Consider the following 15,948-nt stretch of genomic DNA (forward strand, 5'->3'; position numbering starts at 1 on the left):
AGTCAGGCTTGTCGGCGAGCCTGGTTGGCCAGCGCCAGAAGGCGGGGAATCACCTGCGGAGCCGCTTCGAGCGGCACGACGTGCCCGACGCCCGGCAGCACCACGGCCGTCCCGTTCTCCACCGCGCCCGCCAGCTCCTCGACGTCCGCCGTCGGCACGAGCTTGTCCCGCTCCCCCACTATCGCCGTCACCGGAACCGCACCGACCTGCGACAACGCCGATTCCCGGGTGTAGGCGTCCAGCGCGGGGCGGAACGCGGAGACCGTCTGTGGCCAGTTGCCGCGGATCATCCGCACGGTCAGCTCCACGTCGGCGGCCACCGGGTCGTCCCCGAAGAGCCACCACCGCAGCCCGGCGGTCACCGCCTTGCTCGTATGCTCCCGCACCAGGCCGATCAGCTTCGTCCCGAAGACGATCTCCAGATCCCGCCCGAGTTTCCCGAGCGCGTTCGGCCAGATCGCGTCCGGCGTGACACCGCCCGCCGACATGGCGAGCAACCCGATTCCCGCCACGCGGGCCGTGAAGACGTCCGGATGGCGTTGGGCGAGCGACAGGATCGCGAGCCCGCCCATGTCGTGGCCGACCAGGACCACCTTGCCGCCGGGGACCACCTTCTCCAGCACCTCGGCCAGATCGTCGGCGAGGTGCCCCATGGTCGCCGACGAGGCCCGGACCTCACCGGATTCGCCGTGGCCGCGCTGGTCGTAGGCCACCACGGCCAGCGGTTCCTCCGGGGACGCCTCGGCCAGCACCGGCGCGATGGCACGCCAGCTTCGCCTGTCGAGGGCGTACCCGTGAAGGAGCACCACGGTCACCGGCGCGGACGGATCACCCCAGCGCTCGAAGTGCAGGGGTGTTCCGTCGGCGGCCAGCAGACCGGGCATCAGGCAGAACGGAGGAAGCGGTCGAGCACCCGCACGCCGAACTTCAGCGCGTCGACCGGGACCCGCTCGTCGACCCCGTGGAACAGGGCGGAGAAGTCGAGGTCCGCGGGCAGCCGCAGCGGGGCGAACCCGAAGTTGCGGATCCCGAGCGTCTGGAAGGACTTGGCGTCGGTGCCGCCGGAGAGCATGTACGGGAGCGTGCGGGCGCCAGGGTCCTCGGCGAGGACCGCGTTGGTCATCGCGTCGACCAGGGCACCGTCGAAGGTCGTCTCGACCGGCGGCAGCTCCATCCACTCCTTCTCGATGTCCGGGCCGAGGATCTCGTCCAGTTCGGCGTTGAACGCTTCGAGCCTGCCGGGAAGGATCCGGCAGTCGACCGAAGCCTCCGCGACGGACGGGATGACGTTCGACTTGTAGCCCGCGGTGAGCATCGTCGGGTTCGCCGTGTCGCGCAGGGTCGCGCCGATCATCCGGGAGATGTTCCCGAGCTTGGCGACGGATCCCTCGATGTCGTCCTCGGGGAAGTCCCAGCCGGTGATCTCGGTGACACCGTCCAGGAACTCGCGGACGGAGTCGGTCATGACCAGCGGGAAGCGGTGGTTGCCCAGCCTGGCGACGGCCTCGGACAGCTTGGTGACGGCGTTGTCGCGGTGGATCATCGAGCCGTGGCCCGCGGTACCGCGCACCCGCAGTTTCATCCAGCGGATGCCCTTTTCGGCCGTCTCGATGAGGTACGCGCGGACGTTGTCCTTCAGCGTGATCGAGAAACCACCGACCTCACTGATCGCCTCGGTGACACCCTCGAACAGTTCGGGCCGGTTCTCGACCAGCCACTGCGCGCCGTACTTTCCGCCTGCCTCCTCGTCGGCGAGGAAGGCGAAGACGAGGTCGCGCGGCGGGACGATGCCGTTGATCTTGTAGTGGCGGGCCAGTGCGAGCGCCATGCCGCACATGTCCTTCATGTCGACCGCGCCGCGGCCCCAGACGTAGTCGTCCTGGATCGCGCCGGAGAACGGGTGCACCGACCACTCCGAGGCGTCGGCCGGGACGGCGTCGAGGTGACCGTGGATCAGGAGCGCGCCACGCGAGGGGTCGGCGCCCGGCAGCCGGACGATCACGTTGTGGCGGTTCTTGCCGCCGGACTCGACGTAGGTGATCTCGTAGCCCGCGTCGGTGAGCTTCTCGGCGACGTACTCCGCCGCCGCGCGTTCGCCCACGAGCGTGTCGGGGTCACCCGTGTTGGTGGTGTCGATGCGGATCAGTTCACTGGTGAGGGTGACTGCCTCTTCGGCGGCTGCTTCGATCAGATTCGGTTCGGTCACCAGGCATTCCTACCATTGGCGGAGCCGTCCGACCCGCTGCCACCGCTTGGTGGACGGCGTGTGACCGCCCACTCCCGCCGACGGCACCGCGGGAGTGCGGCCGGAGGGACGCACGGTTCCGCTCAAGCCTTCGACGGATGATCACATCGGCTCGATGTCGAGGAACCACCGCGTGCTGGACGAACGCCGCCGATGACGGCAATTCTCACGGCCACCTCACGGCCGCTCCCCTGTTAGCTTCGGTCAGAACGGACCGGGCGACCTGGTCACCACGAGGGCGAGATCGGAGTTGACCGGCGTGATCCGTGCTGGCGTGAAAGCCGCCGTCCTCGGCCGCCGGAAGCCTGTCCGCTCGTCCGGCCTCCTCGTCCCGACGGGAGCGGCACTGCTCCTTTTCGCATCCGCCTGCGGCAGCCCGCCGGCCCCCACGCCTCAGCCCACCACGTCACCGTCGTCCCCGGCGAGCGCCGCGCCCACCAGCACCGCGCCGCCGGTCGATCTTTCGACCCTGCGCCGCGGCACCATCCCGAAGGTCTACCCCGAGCCGGACATGAGCGGCCTCCCACCCAAACCCGACACCTTCGCCCCCGTGCGGGAGCGGATCGCCTGGGAAGCCCTGGAAAAGGTCACCGACTTCGCCAACCACGTCGACCCTGGCGCACGCTCGTCCTGTCCCGCTTTCAATCCCAGCCGCACCACGACGGCGACCTGCACGGTCACCTACCTCGGCGAGGGTTACGAGTACGTCCTGCGCGACATCAAGTTCCAGGGCAACGGACTGACCGACGGGCGTACCGAAGCGGGCACGATCTCCTACCGCGCGGACCTCACCGCCGGACCGATCGTCCGCGACCGGGTCGAGACCGTGCTCCGGCACCAGAACGTCACCGAGTACGAAGCCTGCGACATGCCCGCGCATGTCCGCTTCGAATTCGGCTCCACCAAACGAAGGCCTTCCGGTTCCTCGGTCGTGGGCCAGTGGATCCACGTACCTGGCATCTCTTGTCGTCACCTCGACCCGAAGACGAACACGGTCAGCACGCTGCCCCTGGAACTGTTCGAATCCGGCGCGCCGATCCACCCTTCGTCGCGGATCGGCGGCTGAACCGGCTCTTCGCCCCGCGCGAGTACGTCGGTCATCGGTGCCTGTATCGCCGATCTCGCCCGTTCGGCGGACAAGCGGCACCGATTCGTGATTACTTGTGCACGCAAGTGTTCCAAGAAGAGAACTGGGGCTGCACAAGTGAAGAACAAGATCGCGGCGACCGCCGCCGTCCTCGGCGCGCTGGCGTCGACGATCGCGTTCGCCCAGCCGGCGAGCGCGGGTGTCGATCCGAGGTACTACTACGAGTCCAGCTGGTCGACCGAGGGCGACTGCCGGATCAACGGCCACTCCGGCCAGCAGGCCGGCCGGTGGCCGGCCTACTTCTGCTCCGCGTCGACCTGGTCCTGGGACCTCTACGTCAAGCGGTAGCCCGCGGTACCGGCTCCGGTGACGCGGATTCGCGTCACCGGAGCCGGGCGGGTCAGGTCACCGTCACGGTCGCGGCCACCGGCGGCTGCTGGTCCGCGGGCAAGGCACACCACCAATAGGTGAGCGGCCTGCCGAAGCGATGAAGGCCGAGGGTGACGGTGCCTGGAGTCGAGAAGGTGACCTGCTGTGTGCCCTCGATACTGAAGTGCCCACCGGTCGGAATCGCGGCCGGGTTCCTCAGCGTGTCGATCTTGACCTCGCCGGTGCCCACCCCTCCCTGTCTCAGGAAGCCGACCAGCCAGGCCGACCCCGCCGACAGCTCAGAATTCGGCCATGGCTCGACGCCGTCGACCTTGACGAAGACCGGCACGGGCACCCCGCGGGCCACGGTGGCCGGCGCCGTGATCGTCACGTGCAACGTTCTCGGTCCGCTGTAGGGCTGGCAGGTCTGGGTCACGGTGCCGGCGGAGGCGGCACCGGCCGTCACGGTCAGCCCGAACCCGGTGGCCACGGCGACGGCGACGGCCGCGATCTTTCGACGGAGCATGGGAAGGTCCTTTCCGGTCAAGGCTGCACGGTCACGGTCTCGGCCACGGGCGGATCGGTCTGCCCACAGTTGAAGTACGGAGGAACGCCATGGCCGTTCAGGGTGAGGGTGCCCGTGCCCGTACTGGTGAAGGTGACGTTCGCCGTCCCCTCCATGACCCACGGATCGCCCGGCTGGAGGACGGTCGGTGAACTCAGGGGGAAGTTGACGGTGCCGCTGCCCGCGCCACCCAGCAGGAGCCGGCCGGTGGAGCGAGGCGTACCCGGATTCGGGCCCGGGTACGGCTCACTGTCTTCGGTCTTGACGAAAACCGCTGTGGCCACGTTCTTCTTCACGGTGGCCGGTGCTGTGACGGTCACGTACACGGTCCGGATGGAAGGTCCCGGATAACAACGCCAGGTATGGGTGACGGTGTCGGCCGCGGCCGAATCCGCCGCCAGTGTCAGCCCGAACGCGGCTGCCAGCCCGACCGAGACGGTCGCGATTGTTCGACGAAACACAGGAAACCCCTTTTCCGGTGAGTGCGTGAACGATCACCGTCCCGCAACCGGCGGAAGTGAAGCGTCTTCCTTCGTGCTATCGGATGCCGGGGACGTCACCCGTATCGGTGATTCTCACCGACTCACCATTCGTGCCGTGTGGATCACCGGTTCGTGTCACGCTCCCGCCCACTTGCCGTAGCGGAGGCTTAGCTTCCACATTGGCCCACGTCGAGCCCGCTACGCACAGTGGCAACACTTCCAAAGCCCACCCCCGACGCAAAACACGAAAGACTTACGTGTTTATCGTGGGAAGATTCACGACTCGCCGGCGACCCGGGAAATCGTTTTTTGACAGGGTGCCAACGTGGTGAAAATCTTCGATCGCTCCTCGCGAGAGCAAAACCGAACACGAAATCCGATACAAGGAGCCCCTCAATGCAGATGTTCACCCAGCACGTGCACCACGGCCACGACCTGATCTCGGGTCTGCTCGCGCACCTGGCCCACGTGCTCGGATGGCTGGTCTGACGCTCTAAGCACAGGGTTTGACGGGGGCCAATCTGTTGGCGCGGGTCGGCCCCTCGTGTTTGCGACCCGGTAAAGGGGCACGTCCGTGTCCCTTTACCGGGTTCCGGTTTTTCACCGCGGAAAACAAGACCGTTGATTCTCCGGCCCGCTCCAAGGCGGGCGCGGGCCGGACCCCCAGTAACCGGCCCGCGCCCGAGTTCCGCGCCACCCGACCATGGTGGGGCCGGGACCGGTCCCCGCGCATGGGTGCCGGGACCCCATATTCCGCTGAGGCTCCCTCGCCCGTCACTCTCCGGACATCTTCGTGTGTGCGCTGAATGTGGGGGTGCGGCCCCCATGTGCGGGTCCCGCCGAGCTGAAACCATCACTTCCGTGACGCCCCCACCAACGGCGACGTCCCTGCCGCCGAGGTGGTGGGTGCACGGCCAGACCCCGCGCGAACGGACAGCGGACAAGCCCGCCTGGGCGGACTTCGCCGAACACGCGGTCACCGCGCTTCTGCCGGAGCGTCCCCCAGCCGGTGACTGGCGTGCCGAGTTCGCCGGGGTCTTCAGGTCGCTCGTCCACGCCGCTTCCCGGGACGCGGTCCCGGACGACCTACCCGGCGCCGACCGCGAAGCCCTCCGTCGGGGTTTCGCGGCTCAGCTCGACCAGCATCTGCTCAAGCTCGCGGTCCGCACACTGGTCCTCGAACTCCATCGCGACCGCAAAGCCGGAAATCTCCGGGGCGAGACGCCGGAAGAGCGCTTCTCGGATTTCGTGCGCCGGCAAGCAACTCCGGGCGGGCTCGTCCGGCTGTTCGGCGAGTACCCGGTCCTGGCCCGGCTCGTCGCACAGGCGTGCCTCCACGCCGCCGAAGCCCACGCCGAAACGCTGGCCCGGTTCTCGGCCGACGCCGCCTTGCTGCCCTGCTCGGTCGTCGACGGTGAACTCGGCACGCTCGTCGAGGTCGCGGGCGGGATCGGTGACTCGCACGCCCGCGGCCGTTCGGTCAAACTGCTCCGGTTCTCCAGCGGCGCCAAGGTGATCTACAAACCCCGGCCGCTGATCCTGCACGAGCGGTTCACCGACGTCGTCACGAGACTGAACAAACGCCTGCCCGGCCTCGAACTGCGGACCGCGGACGCGCTACCGCGCGCGGGCTACGGCTGGCTCCGGTTCGTCGAGCACCGGCCGTGCGCGGACATCGGCGACGTCGACCGCTTCTACCGGCGGCAAGGCATCCTCCTGGCGCTGCTGTACGCGCTCGACGCCACCGACGTCCACTACGAGAACATCATCGCCTGCGGTGACCAGCCGGTGCTGATCGACATCGAGACGCTGTTCCAGCCGTCGCCGCCCGCCACGCCGGAGAGCGACCCGGCCGCGGCGATGCTGGCGCGGTCGGTCCAGCGCACCCTGCTCCTCCCCCAGCTCCTCGCGGGCGAACACGGTGCGGTCGACATCTCCGGCCTCGCCGGCCGAGGCGGCAAGCTGCCCACCGACCGCGTCGATTGGGCCGATCCAGGTACCGACGGCATGCGGCTGGTCCGGGTGCCCGGCGAACTCGCGGGCGCCGGCAACCTGCCCCGTCTCGACGGCAACGACATCCCGCCCGCCGAGCACAGCGCCGCGCTTCTCGCCGGATTCCGGCTCGGCTACGACGCGATCTCCACTGGGCGCGACGAACTCGCCGAGCACCTCCGGCGCTGCGCCGAGGATCCCATCCGGGTGCTGATCCGGCCGACGAACTTCTACTTCCGGTTGCTCGACGAGACCACTCATCCCGACCTGCTGCGCGACGCCGCCGACCGCGACCGCGCGTTCGACCTGCTCGAAGAGGATTCCGCCGACGAGGAGAAGCTGCTCCGCCTGGTACCGCACGAGCGGGACGATCTCTGGACGGGCGACGTACCGATGTTCACCTCCAATCCCGGCTCGACGTCGCTGCTGGATGCGCGCGGCGAGAGCGTCGACGGAGTGGTCGAGCGGCCGTCGCTGGACACCGTGCTGGCGAAGCTCGCCGACATGGACCCGCTCGACCAGCGCGACCAGGAATGGCTGATCTCGGCCACCCTCGCGATCAGCACGGCGACCACGGTCCATCACGGCGGCGAGACCGCGGAGACGGCGGCACCGAACCAGGCGCCCGACGCGGAACGGCTGCTGGTCACCGCGTGCGGCATCGCCGACCAGATCGTCGCCACCGCCTTTTCCGACGACCACCGCTCCAACTGGCTCGGGATCGAACTCGTCGACGACCGTTACTGGACCGTGCTGCCGATGGGCGCCGGGCTCGGCGAGGGCTACTGCGGTGTCGCGCTGTTCCTCGCCCAGCTCGCCGAACTGACCGGGATCGCGCGATACCGCGATCTGGCCGCGTACGCGATCAGCCCCCTCCCCGGCCTTTTCACCACGCTCCGCGCCGACCGGGAGCTGGCCGCCACCGCCGGCTGCGGCGGCCTTCTCGGGCTCGGGGGCGTGGCGTACACGGTCGCCCGGCTCAGCACCCTCGTCGGCCTTCCCGCGGGCGATCTCATCGAACAGGCCGTCGACCTGATGCCCGACGCCACTCCCGGGACACCGTCCGGGTTCACGACGGGACTGGCGGGCGGTGTCGCGTCGATGCGGTCGGTGTATGTCCAAACAGGACTGGACGCGGCCCTGGCGCGGGCCGACCGTTATGCCGGAGAACTACTCGGCCGCGAGCGTCCGCTGGACAAATCGTTCGCCCGTGGCGCGGCCGGGATCGACTGGGTACTGCGAGCGCACGGCCGGACCGGCGAAGAACCACCCGGAAGTGCGGACGATCGGGCGGAAAGCACCGGCGGCTGGTGCGGAGGTCTCGCGGGTGACGCCCTCGGCCTCGCCGCGCGTCTGCCCGGCCCCGGGCACGCCAGGGATCTCGACCGGACGATCAAACGTTTGGCCGACGGGGCGCCGTTGAAGGATCTCAGTCTCTGCCACGGCGAGTCCGGAGTGCTGGACGTGTTGTGCGTGCTGGCGGAGAACGGGCACACTGGCGCCGCCGCCGCGGTACGCCGCCGGACCGGCCATCTGCTCGCCGCCATCGACCAGCGCGGCGCCCGCTGCGGGACACCCGGCGCGGTGCCTTCGCCAGGGCTGCTGAGCGGTCTGGCGGGGATCGGTTACGGCCTGCTGCGGCTGGGATTCGGTGACCGGGTCCCCTCCGCGCTCCTGCTCCGCCCGGATCGGCCGCATCCCGCGGCCACCGTGGTCCCACCGGTAAATCGAGTATGAGGAGAAAACCGCATGTACGACAGAGAACTGCCCGCCACCGAAGACGTCCTCGGCGCCGTGAACCTGCCGCGCGCCCTCGAGGTCGGATCGCGCAACCACGCGCTGGCGGGCGGCAAGCCGCGACTGAGCGCCAACCCGCTCGCCACCCTGTCCACGGACCCCGGTTCGCCGTCCGTCGTCAGCGTCTTCACCGGCGGCTGGATCTGAGACAGGCTCACGGAGGCGGGTTCGCGCCACCCGCCTCCGTGATCATTTCGCCGCGGTGACGGGGGAATCCGCTCGCTATAGTCACGGCGGTGGGTATCCGTTCGTCGCGGGTGATCGGCCGCGACGCCGAACTGGCCGAGCTCTCCGGAGCTCTCGATCGCGCCATCGCGGGCCGCGGCGGCGCGATCTTTCTCGTGGGCGAAGGCGGGATCGGCAAGTCCCGGCTCGCGATCGAAGCCGCCTCACGAGCGGTCGCCGCCGAAATCCCGGTGCTGCAGGGTCGCGCCGGCTCGATCGGCCCGCTCGTTCCGTTCCGGCCCCTGGTCCAGGCACTGTGGTCGTACTTCCGCGGCGGAGGCCCGCCCTCGGCGGCCGAGCTGGACCCGTTCGTCCCCGTTCTCGCGCAGCTCATCCCCGACTGGGGCAGGGGCGATCGGCCGCGGGAGTCGGGCTCCCTGCTGGTGCTCGCCGAAGCGGTGTTCCGGCTGCTCGCCGTCACCAGCCGCGACCGCGGCGCGCTCCTGGTCCTCGACGATCTCCAGGACGCCGACGCGGAGACGCTGTTCATCCTCGAATACCTCGTCGACAACCTGTCCGCCGCGCAGGTCCTCTTCGTGGGCACGCTTCGCAACGAACCCTCCGACGCCCTGCGCCTGGCGACCTCCGGCGCGCAACGGATGAGCTGCGCCGTCGTCGAACTGGGCAGGCTCGGCCTCGCCGACACCCGCGCCCTCGCCGCCTCCTGCCTCGAGACCGAACCGGAGCGGCTTCCGTCGGCCGCGGCGGACCTGTTGTGGCGCAACAGTGCGGGCCTTCCGTTCGTCGTCGAGGAACTGCTCCACGGCATGGTGAACGACGGACTGCTCGTGGAGGGCCGCGACGGCTGGCGCGTCATCGGCGAACTCCGCGCCCGCGTCCCCGCCGCACTGGTCACCAGCATCGGTGCCCGGATGGAGCGGCTCGGCGAGCAGGCGGGCGAACTGCTGTCGGTCGCGGCGATCATCGGCCGCCGCTTCCCGCTGACCGTGGTCCAGGCGGTCACCGGTACCAACGACCGGACCCTCCACAACCATCTGAGCGCCGCCGTCTCGGCGAACCTGGTGACCACCGACGAGACGACTCCCGGCTGGTACGCCTTCCGTCATCCGCTGACCGCGGAAGCATTGCTGGCGCGCCAGTCACCGGCACGGAAGGCGGCTCTCGCCCGCCAGGCCGCCGACGCCGTCGAGGAGCTCTACCCCGGGCTCCCCGGCGACCTGTGCGCGCTCGTCGCTTCGCTCCGCCTCACCGCGCAGGACGAACAGGCCGCCGGTCGCCTGTTCGCGGAAACCGGTCGCCGGGCCCTCGACGCGGGAGCCGCCGACTCCGCGGTCACCATGCTCACCAAGGCCGTCGACCTGCTCGCCGGGGCCGACGCGGGTGACCGGGCAGAGGTGCTGGAGACGCTGGTGCACGCGCTCGGGCAGACCGGCCAGTTCGACCGCGCCGTCGAGCTTTCCGCCGGATTCGGTGAGATCGGCACCCTCGAACGGGCCGCGAAACTGCATACCCAGCTGGCTTGGGCCGCCTACATCGCCGGACGGCACGACGAATGCCTCGGCCAGATCGAACGCGCCCGCGCTCCCCTCGGTTCGGCGATCTCACCGGCTCAGCAAGCCGCGCTCGACGCCGTCGAAGCGAACCTCTGGCTGGACGTTCCCGGCCGGGCGGACACGGCGGAACGGCTTGCGCGCCAGGCGTGGAAGGTGGCCGAGGCGACCGAGCAGCCGTTCGTCGTCTGCCAGGCGCTGCAGGTGCTCGGCATGCTCGCGCTGTCGCGGGACCTCACCGAATCCGAGCACTACATGCAGCTCGCGCGGCGGACCGCCGAGGACAACCATCTCCACCATCTGCGCACCCAGGCGCTGGTCCGGCTCGGCGGGCATCGGGTGCTGATGAACGGCGACGAGCAGACCCTGCTGCTCGCCCGCGCGGACGCCCAGCGCACCGGGTCGATCACCCTGCACTGCGCGGTCGATTCCGTGCGCACCATGCACGCGATCCTGCGCTGCGAATTCGGCACCGCGCACGCGCTGCTCGCGGAGAACCTCGCCGTGCTGGGCAGGCTCCGGTTGACCGCGTTGCTGCACTACGCCCATATGACGAGGGCGATGTCCGCCGGGCACCGGGCCGACCGCCCCGCGATGGAGCAGGCGCTGAACGACTTCCGGGAGAGCGGTGGAGAGAACGCGCAGGAGATGGTGCTCAGCATCGGGCTCGCGCGGGTCTTCTGTTCGCTGCTCGAAGAGGACCTCGACCGGGCCCGCCGCGAACTCGGCCAGGTCGTCGAACTGGAGGACCGACGGCCGAGCCGGTTCCATCTCGCCGGCAGGCACGGGCTCCGGACGCTGGTCGAGACCCTCGACGGTGCGCCCTGCCCGGAGGGCGGCTCCGCGGTGAGCGGGATGCGGTGGAACCGGCAGTTCGTCGAGTTCGCGCACGCGGTCGAGCACGGCAGGCGAGGCGACGCGGCGGCGGCCGGGCAGGCGGTGGCTTCCGCGCTGGAGACGTCGGCGCCCTATCCCCTGGCCCGGCATCTCGGGCTCCGGCTGATCGCCGAACCGGCCGCCGCCGACGGCTGGGGTGATCCGGCCCGCTGGCTCAAGGAGGCCGAAGAGTACTTCCACCGCAGGGACATCCCGGCGGTCGCGGCCGCTTGCCGGACCCTCCTGCGCAAGCTCGGCGCACCCGTCCGGCAGCGCCGCTCGGGGGTCGACCGGGTCCCTGGCGATCTGCGAGCGTCCGGCGTCACCGTGCGCGAATACGAGGTCCTGGTGCTGCTCGCCGAGCGGATGGGCAACAAGGACATCGGAGTCCGCCTGCACATCTCGCCGCGGACGGTCGAGAAGCACGTCGCGAGCCTGCTCGCCAAGACCGGGCTCGCCGACCGCGCCGCCCTCGCCGAACGCGCCGCCGGACCGCGGCCTGGCATGCTGTGATCCATGAGCGACCTCACCGTGTACGGCGCCGGCTGGTGCCCCGACGTCAAACGCAGCCGTGCCCTCCTTGACTCGAAGGGCATCGAGTACGACTACGTCGACGTCGAAGCGGATTCCGGCGCGGAGGAGACCGTGCGGGCGCTGCAGAACGGTGCGCGGCGGATCCCGACCATCGTCTGGCCGGACGGCACCCACCTGGTCGAGCCGAGCGACGACGAGCTCACCGCCCACCTGAACCGGTGACCCTGCCGGACGTCCCGCTCGGCACGAGGGTGGTCGTGCGGTACCGGATCGAGGGCGGGTTCACCGACGCGCTCGGCTATCTCCGGTCCCGCGGCGACACGGAATGCACGGTGGAGACCAAACGCGGACTCGCCACGATCCAGCTGGCCGATATCGTCCTGGCGAAGACGGTTCCGCCCCCGCCGGCACCGAAGTGGCGTCCGTGAAGGCCTCCTTGCCTACCCTGACGGTCAGGGTCCCGGCAAAGTCGATTGGTGCAGCTCGCGGCACTTGCTTGAGGAGCGTGGTCCGGGCTCGGTCGTGGTGTCCCCAAGGTGGCGACACCGAACGAACGCGCGCCTGGCGCCGCTGAACAGCGTGAGCAGGACTTTGCCGGGACCCTGCCCTGAGAGTAGGGAAGGAGGCCTTCACGGACTTCCTCACACGGGTTCGCGAGGCCTAGCTCTTGCTCGGCTTGGTGGCCTTCTTCTTGGCGTCCTTGACCTTGCCCTTGACCGTCCCGACCGCGTCCTGCAGCGGCGCGTACGTGCCGTAAAGCGCGGGGTCGGGCTTCGGAGCGGTGCCCGGTCCGCCGAGCGGCTCGGGCTCCATCAGATACTCGATGCCGTCTTCGCCGAAGCTCCAGCCACCCTTCGCACCATCCGGGCCGTCGGACAGGTGCCAGACGGTGTTGTTGTGGTCCTGGTTCTCCTCGTCGAACAACGCCGTCGGCGCGATGTCGCTTTCCAGGCCGTCGGCCTTCAGTTCCTCGATGGCGGCGAGCCATTGCTTCTGGTGCACCGTGTCTCGCGCGAGGTTGAACTGCAACATCGCCTTCACGCCGGGGTCGTCGGTCATGTTGTACAACCGGGCCGTCTGCAAGCGGCCCTGCGCCTCGGCCGCGGCGTTCGCCCGGAAATCGGCCAGCAGATTGCCCGAGGCCACGACGTAGCGGCCGTTCCAGGGATAGCCCTGGCTGTCGCTCGGCGTGGCGCCGCCACCGGAGATGATCGCCTGCTGGGGATCCATCCCGCCGAGGATCGCCGCGGTGGCCGGATCCTTCACGGCTTCGGCGACCGTGGTGGCCGGCGCCCCTTCGAGCAGCCGGGCGACCATCGTCGCGAGCATTTCGACGTGCCCGATCTCCTCGGTCGCCGTATCCATGATCAAATCCTTGTACTTGCCCTCGATCCGGCAATTCCAGCCCTGGAACAGGTACTGCATGGTGACGGTCATTTCACCGTAGGCGCCGCCGATGAGCTCCTGCAGCTTGCGGGCGTACAAGGCGTCCGGCTTTTCCGGTTTGGCCTCGAATTGGAGCGATTTGGTATGACGGAACACTGACAACCTCCAGAGAATCGAGCGGAGAACGGGCTAGCGCGAGTCGGCGATGGGCGCCTTGGAACCGGAGAGCGGAACGAGCCCGAGGGCGATCATCCCGATGGCGAGCCCGAGGTGCAGCCAGTTGTCGGCGGTGTTGACCGGCACGAAATTCGCCGCCGATCCGTGGTCGATCAGCAGCCCGTACAGCCAGAGAACGAGGTAGATCACCCCACCTCCGACGAGGAACGCCTTCGCGCCGCTCACCGTCCTGGCCAGCAGGATGCCCGCCACGCCGAACGCCAGGTGGACGATGTTGTGCAGGATCGACACCTGGAACACGCCCAGCAGCAACGCGCCTGATTCGTGCCCGGCTCCGCTCAGCTGCTCGTAGTTCGTGGTGACACCGGGGATGAAGCCGAGAATGCCGACGAGCAGGAAGACCGCGCCCACGCCGAGGGCGATGAGCTGGCGCGGAGCCCGCCGAACCGTGGCCGGCGATGCAGTCATGATTTCCTCCGATCCAGGTGGAACAGAACTGTCGGACGCCCGATGGGCGAACAGCACGCGAGTACCCGGGCGAAAGCCGGCCACACCGGGGAAAAGGGTGTTTTCGAATCCGTGGGAATTCCCGTGTAATCCGGTCTGCCCGGGGTAGCCCCTGCGAAGCACACACGTCATCAGGAGGGTGGAAATCGTGGCCGAGGACGACACACCCCAGGCAGGGCCGGTCGGCAAGCTTTTCCGCGCGGGATTTCGCGCCCTCGCGGGACTTCGCGGCGCCAGGGCCTTCCACCCGAACGGCCTACTGCTCAAGGGAGAGCTTCAGGCTTCACGGCGGGACGAGCTCGCTCTGCCGGAAGAGCCGGTCGCCGTCACCGTGCGGATGTCCAAGGGCGCAGGTCTTCCGGGACGCGTCCCCGACGCGCTCGGGTTGGCGATACGGATCCCTGCCGTCGGAGGTCACCCGTGGGACCTCACGCTGACCACTTCGGGCACCGGCCTCGTCGGCCGCGTTCTGCCACGGCCCGCCCGCACCTGGACCGCCGGTCGCTACAGCACGCTGCTGCCTTACCGCACCAAGGGCGAGCTGGTCTGGCTGTCGGCCCGGGCGGCGACGCCACGGCACGCCGGAGCGTCATTGGACGGATTGCGGCGGCTGGTGGCGGAAGGACCGGTGACCTACCTCGTCGAGACCGTCCGCGCGAACGGACGCCGGAAGCCCTGCGCGACGCTGACCCTCCACGAGGTCGACGAAGACTCCCCTCGTCCCGCCATCGATCCGATGCTCAACCCACCGCCGGGCTGGGAGCTGCGGCCCGGCTGGCTCACCGGGCTCCGTGAGCGCGCCTACGAAGGCAGCCGGGAGGGCCGCTGATTCACCCCGCGAGCGGCTTGTCCAGCACGGCCTTCACATGGCTGAAGTTGTCGATCGAGTAGCGCCCGTGGTAGCGGCCCATCCCGCTCTCCCCCACGCCGCCGAACGGCAGCTCCGGGGCGGCGAGATGGATGATCGCGGCACCGAACACCAGCCCGCCCGACGACGTCTCGGTCTCGATCCGGCGCTTCGTCTCCTCCGATTCGGTGAAGGCGTACAGCGCCAAGGGCTTGTCTCGCTCGTTGACGAACGCCAGCGCGGCGTCGACGTCGGGGACGTCGACGATCGGCAGGATCGGGCCGAAAATCTCCTCCTTCATCACCGGGGCGTCCGGGGAGACACCCGTGAGCACGGTGGGCGCGATGTATTTCTCCTCGCGGTCCGCCTGGCCGCCGACGACGACCGTTCCGTCGCCCAGCAAACCGGCGAGCCGGTCGTGATGACGGTCCGAGATGATCCGGCCGTAGGAATCGCTGGTGGCCGGGTCGTCGCCGAACATCGCGCGGACCGTTTCGGCGAGGTGCTCGGCCAGCTTCGGGCCGGTGTCTCCGATCGCGAGGACGTAGTCGGGCGCGACGCAGGTTTGGCCCGCGTTCGCGAACTTGCCGTACGCGAGCCGCTGCGCGGTCACCGCGAGATCCGCTCCAGGCTCGACGATCGCCGGGCTCTTCCCGCCCAGTTCCAGCGTGACCGGCGTGAGATGCTTCGCCGCCGCGGCCATGACGATCCGGCCTACCGTGCCGTTCCCGGTGTAGAAGATGGTGTCGAACTTCTGCTCCAGCAGCGCCGTCGTCTCGGGGATCGCCCCCTCGACGACCCGGACGCCCTCGACGTAGTCCGGCAGATGCTCCGCGATCGCCGCCGAGGTGTTCGGGGACAGTTCGCTCGGTTTCACGACCGCGCAGTTGCCCGCCGCCAACGCCCCGACGAGCGGCGCGAGCACCAGCTGCAACGGGTAGTTCCACGGCCCGATGATCAGCGCGACCCCGAGCGGCTCGCGTACGACGCGGCCTTCGCCCGGTCGCAGCGGATGCGGGAGGCCCGCGGGCTCCGGGGTCAGCCAGGCGTCGAGGTTCTCCAGCGTGTGGTCGATCTCGTTGCGCACGAGCGCGATCTCCGCACGTTTGGCCTCGACGGCGTTCTTGCGCAGATCGGCGTAGAGCGCCTCGATGAAGACGTCGGCCTGCTCGGACAGGAGCCTCTTGAGGCCCCTGAGCTGCGTGCGCCGCCAGTCCACCGGTTTCGTGACGCCGGATCGGAAGAGGTCACGCAGTTCTCCGACGACGGCTTCGGCATCCTTGCTGATCATGATGCTGAGCCTAACCGCGGGCGCCCGTCGCCGCTCGGTATAGGGCGTTATACAGAC

Annotated in this window: 15 protein-coding genes; 8 read left to right on the top strand and 7 right to left on the bottom strand. The window is 69.4% G+C overall.

The genetic code is table 11. From position 1 onward, the window contains the following. Positions 1-2: 2 nt before the first annotated feature. Complete coding sequence (locus ACOCEP_RS32235; protein WP_482332948.1) at positions 3-884, bottom strand: alpha/beta fold hydrolase; 882 nt, start codon at positions 882-884, stop codon at positions 3-5. Beyond that, complete coding sequence (locus ACOCEP_RS32240; protein WP_482332950.1) at positions 884-2,206, bottom strand: M20/M25/M40 family metallo-hydrolase; 1,323 nt, start codon at positions 2,204-2,206, stop codon at positions 884-886. The genes ACOCEP_RS32235 and ACOCEP_RS32240 overlap by 1 nt, the downstream gene beginning before the upstream one ends. A 298-nt stretch (positions 2,207-2,504) precedes the next feature. On the opposite strand from ACOCEP_RS32240, the gene ACOCEP_RS32245 reads away from it, so the two are divergent. Next, positions 2,505-3,311, top strand: a complete 807-nt coding sequence (locus ACOCEP_RS32245) for a hypothetical protein (RefSeq protein ID WP_482332952.1) — start codon at positions 2,505-2,507, stop codon at positions 3,309-3,311. Positions 3,312-3,449: 138 nt separating this feature from the next. Further along, positions 3,450-3,680, top strand: coding sequence for a hypothetical protein (locus tag ACOCEP_RS32250; RefSeq protein ID WP_482332954.1), 231 nt, complete (start codon positions 3,450-3,452; stop codon positions 3,678-3,680). A 52-nt stretch (positions 3,681-3,732) separates the two neighbouring features. Here the strand turns inward: ACOCEP_RS32250 and ACOCEP_RS32255 are convergent, their stop codons facing one another. Next, entirely contained in the window at positions 3,733-4,227 is a 495-nt protein-coding gene (locus tag ACOCEP_RS32255) for a hypothetical protein (RefSeq protein WP_482332955.1), read from the bottom strand. Positions 4,228-4,244: 17 nt separating this feature from the next. Continuing rightward, the gene (locus tag ACOCEP_RS32260; protein WP_482332957.1) at positions 4,245-4,727 is read right to left on the bottom strand and encodes a hypothetical protein; all 483 of its coding nucleotides are present in this window, start codon (positions 4,725-4,727) and stop codon (positions 4,245-4,247) included. A gap of 882 nt (positions 4,728-5,609) precedes the next feature. On the opposite strand from ACOCEP_RS32260, the gene ACOCEP_RS32265 reads away from it, so the two are divergent. The 5 genes from ACOCEP_RS32265 (at position 5,610) to ACOCEP_RS32285 (ending at position 12,111) form a co-directional block, all read left to right on the top strand. Beyond that, positions 5,610-8,477, top strand: coding sequence for a type 2 lanthipeptide synthetase LanM family protein (locus tag ACOCEP_RS32265; protein ID WP_482332959.1), 2,868 nt, complete (start codon positions 5,610-5,612; stop codon positions 8,475-8,477). Between the two features lie 12 nt (positions 8,478-8,489). Continuing rightward, a complete protein-coding gene (locus ACOCEP_RS32270) occupies positions 8,490-8,684 on the top strand; it encodes a hypothetical protein (protein ID WP_192742314.1) in 195 nt (64 codons plus the stop codon). 89 nt (positions 8,685-8,773) lie between these two features. Beyond that, on the top strand, positions 8,774-11,662 hold the full coding sequence (locus ACOCEP_RS32275) for a helix-turn-helix transcriptional regulator (protein ID WP_482332961.1): 2,889 nt from the start codon (positions 8,774-8,776) through the stop codon (positions 11,660-11,662). A gap of 3 nt (positions 11,663-11,665) precedes the next feature. Continuing rightward, positions 11,666-11,905, top strand: coding sequence for a glutaredoxin family protein (locus tag ACOCEP_RS32280; RefSeq protein WP_482332963.1), 240 nt, complete (start codon positions 11,666-11,668; stop codon positions 11,903-11,905). Further along, positions 11,902-12,111, top strand: a complete 210-nt coding sequence (locus tag ACOCEP_RS32285; RefSeq protein ID WP_482332965.1) for a putative acetyltransferase — start codon at positions 11,902-11,904, stop codon at positions 12,109-12,111. Before ACOCEP_RS32280 ends, ACOCEP_RS32285 begins: the two co-directional genes overlap by 4 nt. 232 nt (positions 12,112-12,343) lie before the next feature. On the opposite strand, the gene ACOCEP_RS32290 is transcribed toward ACOCEP_RS32285, so the two are convergent. After that, complete coding sequence (locus tag ACOCEP_RS32290) at positions 12,344-13,225, bottom strand: manganese catalase (RefSeq protein WP_482332966.1); 882 nt, start codon at positions 13,223-13,225, stop codon at positions 12,344-12,346. A gap of 33 nt (positions 13,226-13,258) precedes the next feature. Continuing rightward, positions 13,259-13,714 (bottom strand): DUF4383 domain-containing protein, encoded by a 456-nt coding sequence (locus ACOCEP_RS32295; protein WP_482332968.1) that lies wholly within the window; start codon positions 13,712-13,714, stop codon positions 13,259-13,261. Between the two features lie 187 nt (positions 13,715-13,901). Between ACOCEP_RS32295 and ACOCEP_RS32300 the strand changes: the two genes are divergently transcribed. Then, positions 13,902-14,582: a hypothetical protein gene (locus ACOCEP_RS32300; protein WP_482332970.1), complete on the top strand. Its 681-nt coding sequence runs from the start codon at positions 13,902-13,904 to the stop codon at positions 14,580-14,582. Between the two features lies 1 nt (position 14,583). Here ACOCEP_RS32300 and ACOCEP_RS32305 read toward each other — a convergent pair whose 3' ends face one another. Continuing rightward, positions 14,584-15,891: an aldehyde dehydrogenase family protein gene (locus tag ACOCEP_RS32305; RefSeq protein ID WP_482332971.1), complete on the bottom strand. Its 1,308-nt coding sequence runs from the start codon at positions 15,889-15,891 to the stop codon at positions 14,584-14,586. Between the last annotated feature and the right edge of the window lie 57 nt (positions 15,892-15,948).

The organism is Amycolatopsis sp. CA-211722 (genome assembly GCF_056828465.1).

Excerpts from the sequence above, each read along its gene's own strand:
- ACOCEP_RS32235 (WP_482332948.1), bottom strand. The coding sequence starts at position 884 with ATGCCCGGTCTGCTGGCCGCCGACGGAACACCCCTGCACTTCGAGCGC.
- ACOCEP_RS32255 (WP_482332955.1), bottom strand. The coding sequence starts at position 4,227 with ATGCTCCGTCGAAAGATCGCGGCCGTCGCCGTCGCCGTGGCCACCGGG.
- ACOCEP_RS32270 (WP_192742314.1), top strand. The coding sequence starts at position 8,490 with ATGTACGACAGAGAACTGCCCGCCACCGAAGACGTCCTCGGCGCCGTG.
- ACOCEP_RS32280 (WP_482332963.1), top strand. The coding sequence starts at position 11,666 with ATGAGCGACCTCACCGTGTACGGCGCCGGCTGGTGCCCCGACGTCAAA.
- ACOCEP_RS32295 (WP_482332968.1), bottom strand. The coding sequence starts at position 13,714 with ATGACTGCATCGCCGGCCACGGTTCGGCGGGCTCCGCGCCAGCTCATC.
- ACOCEP_RS32305 (WP_482332971.1), bottom strand. The coding sequence starts at position 15,891 with ATGATCAGCAAGGATGCCGAAGCCGTCGTCGGAGAACTGCGTGACCTC.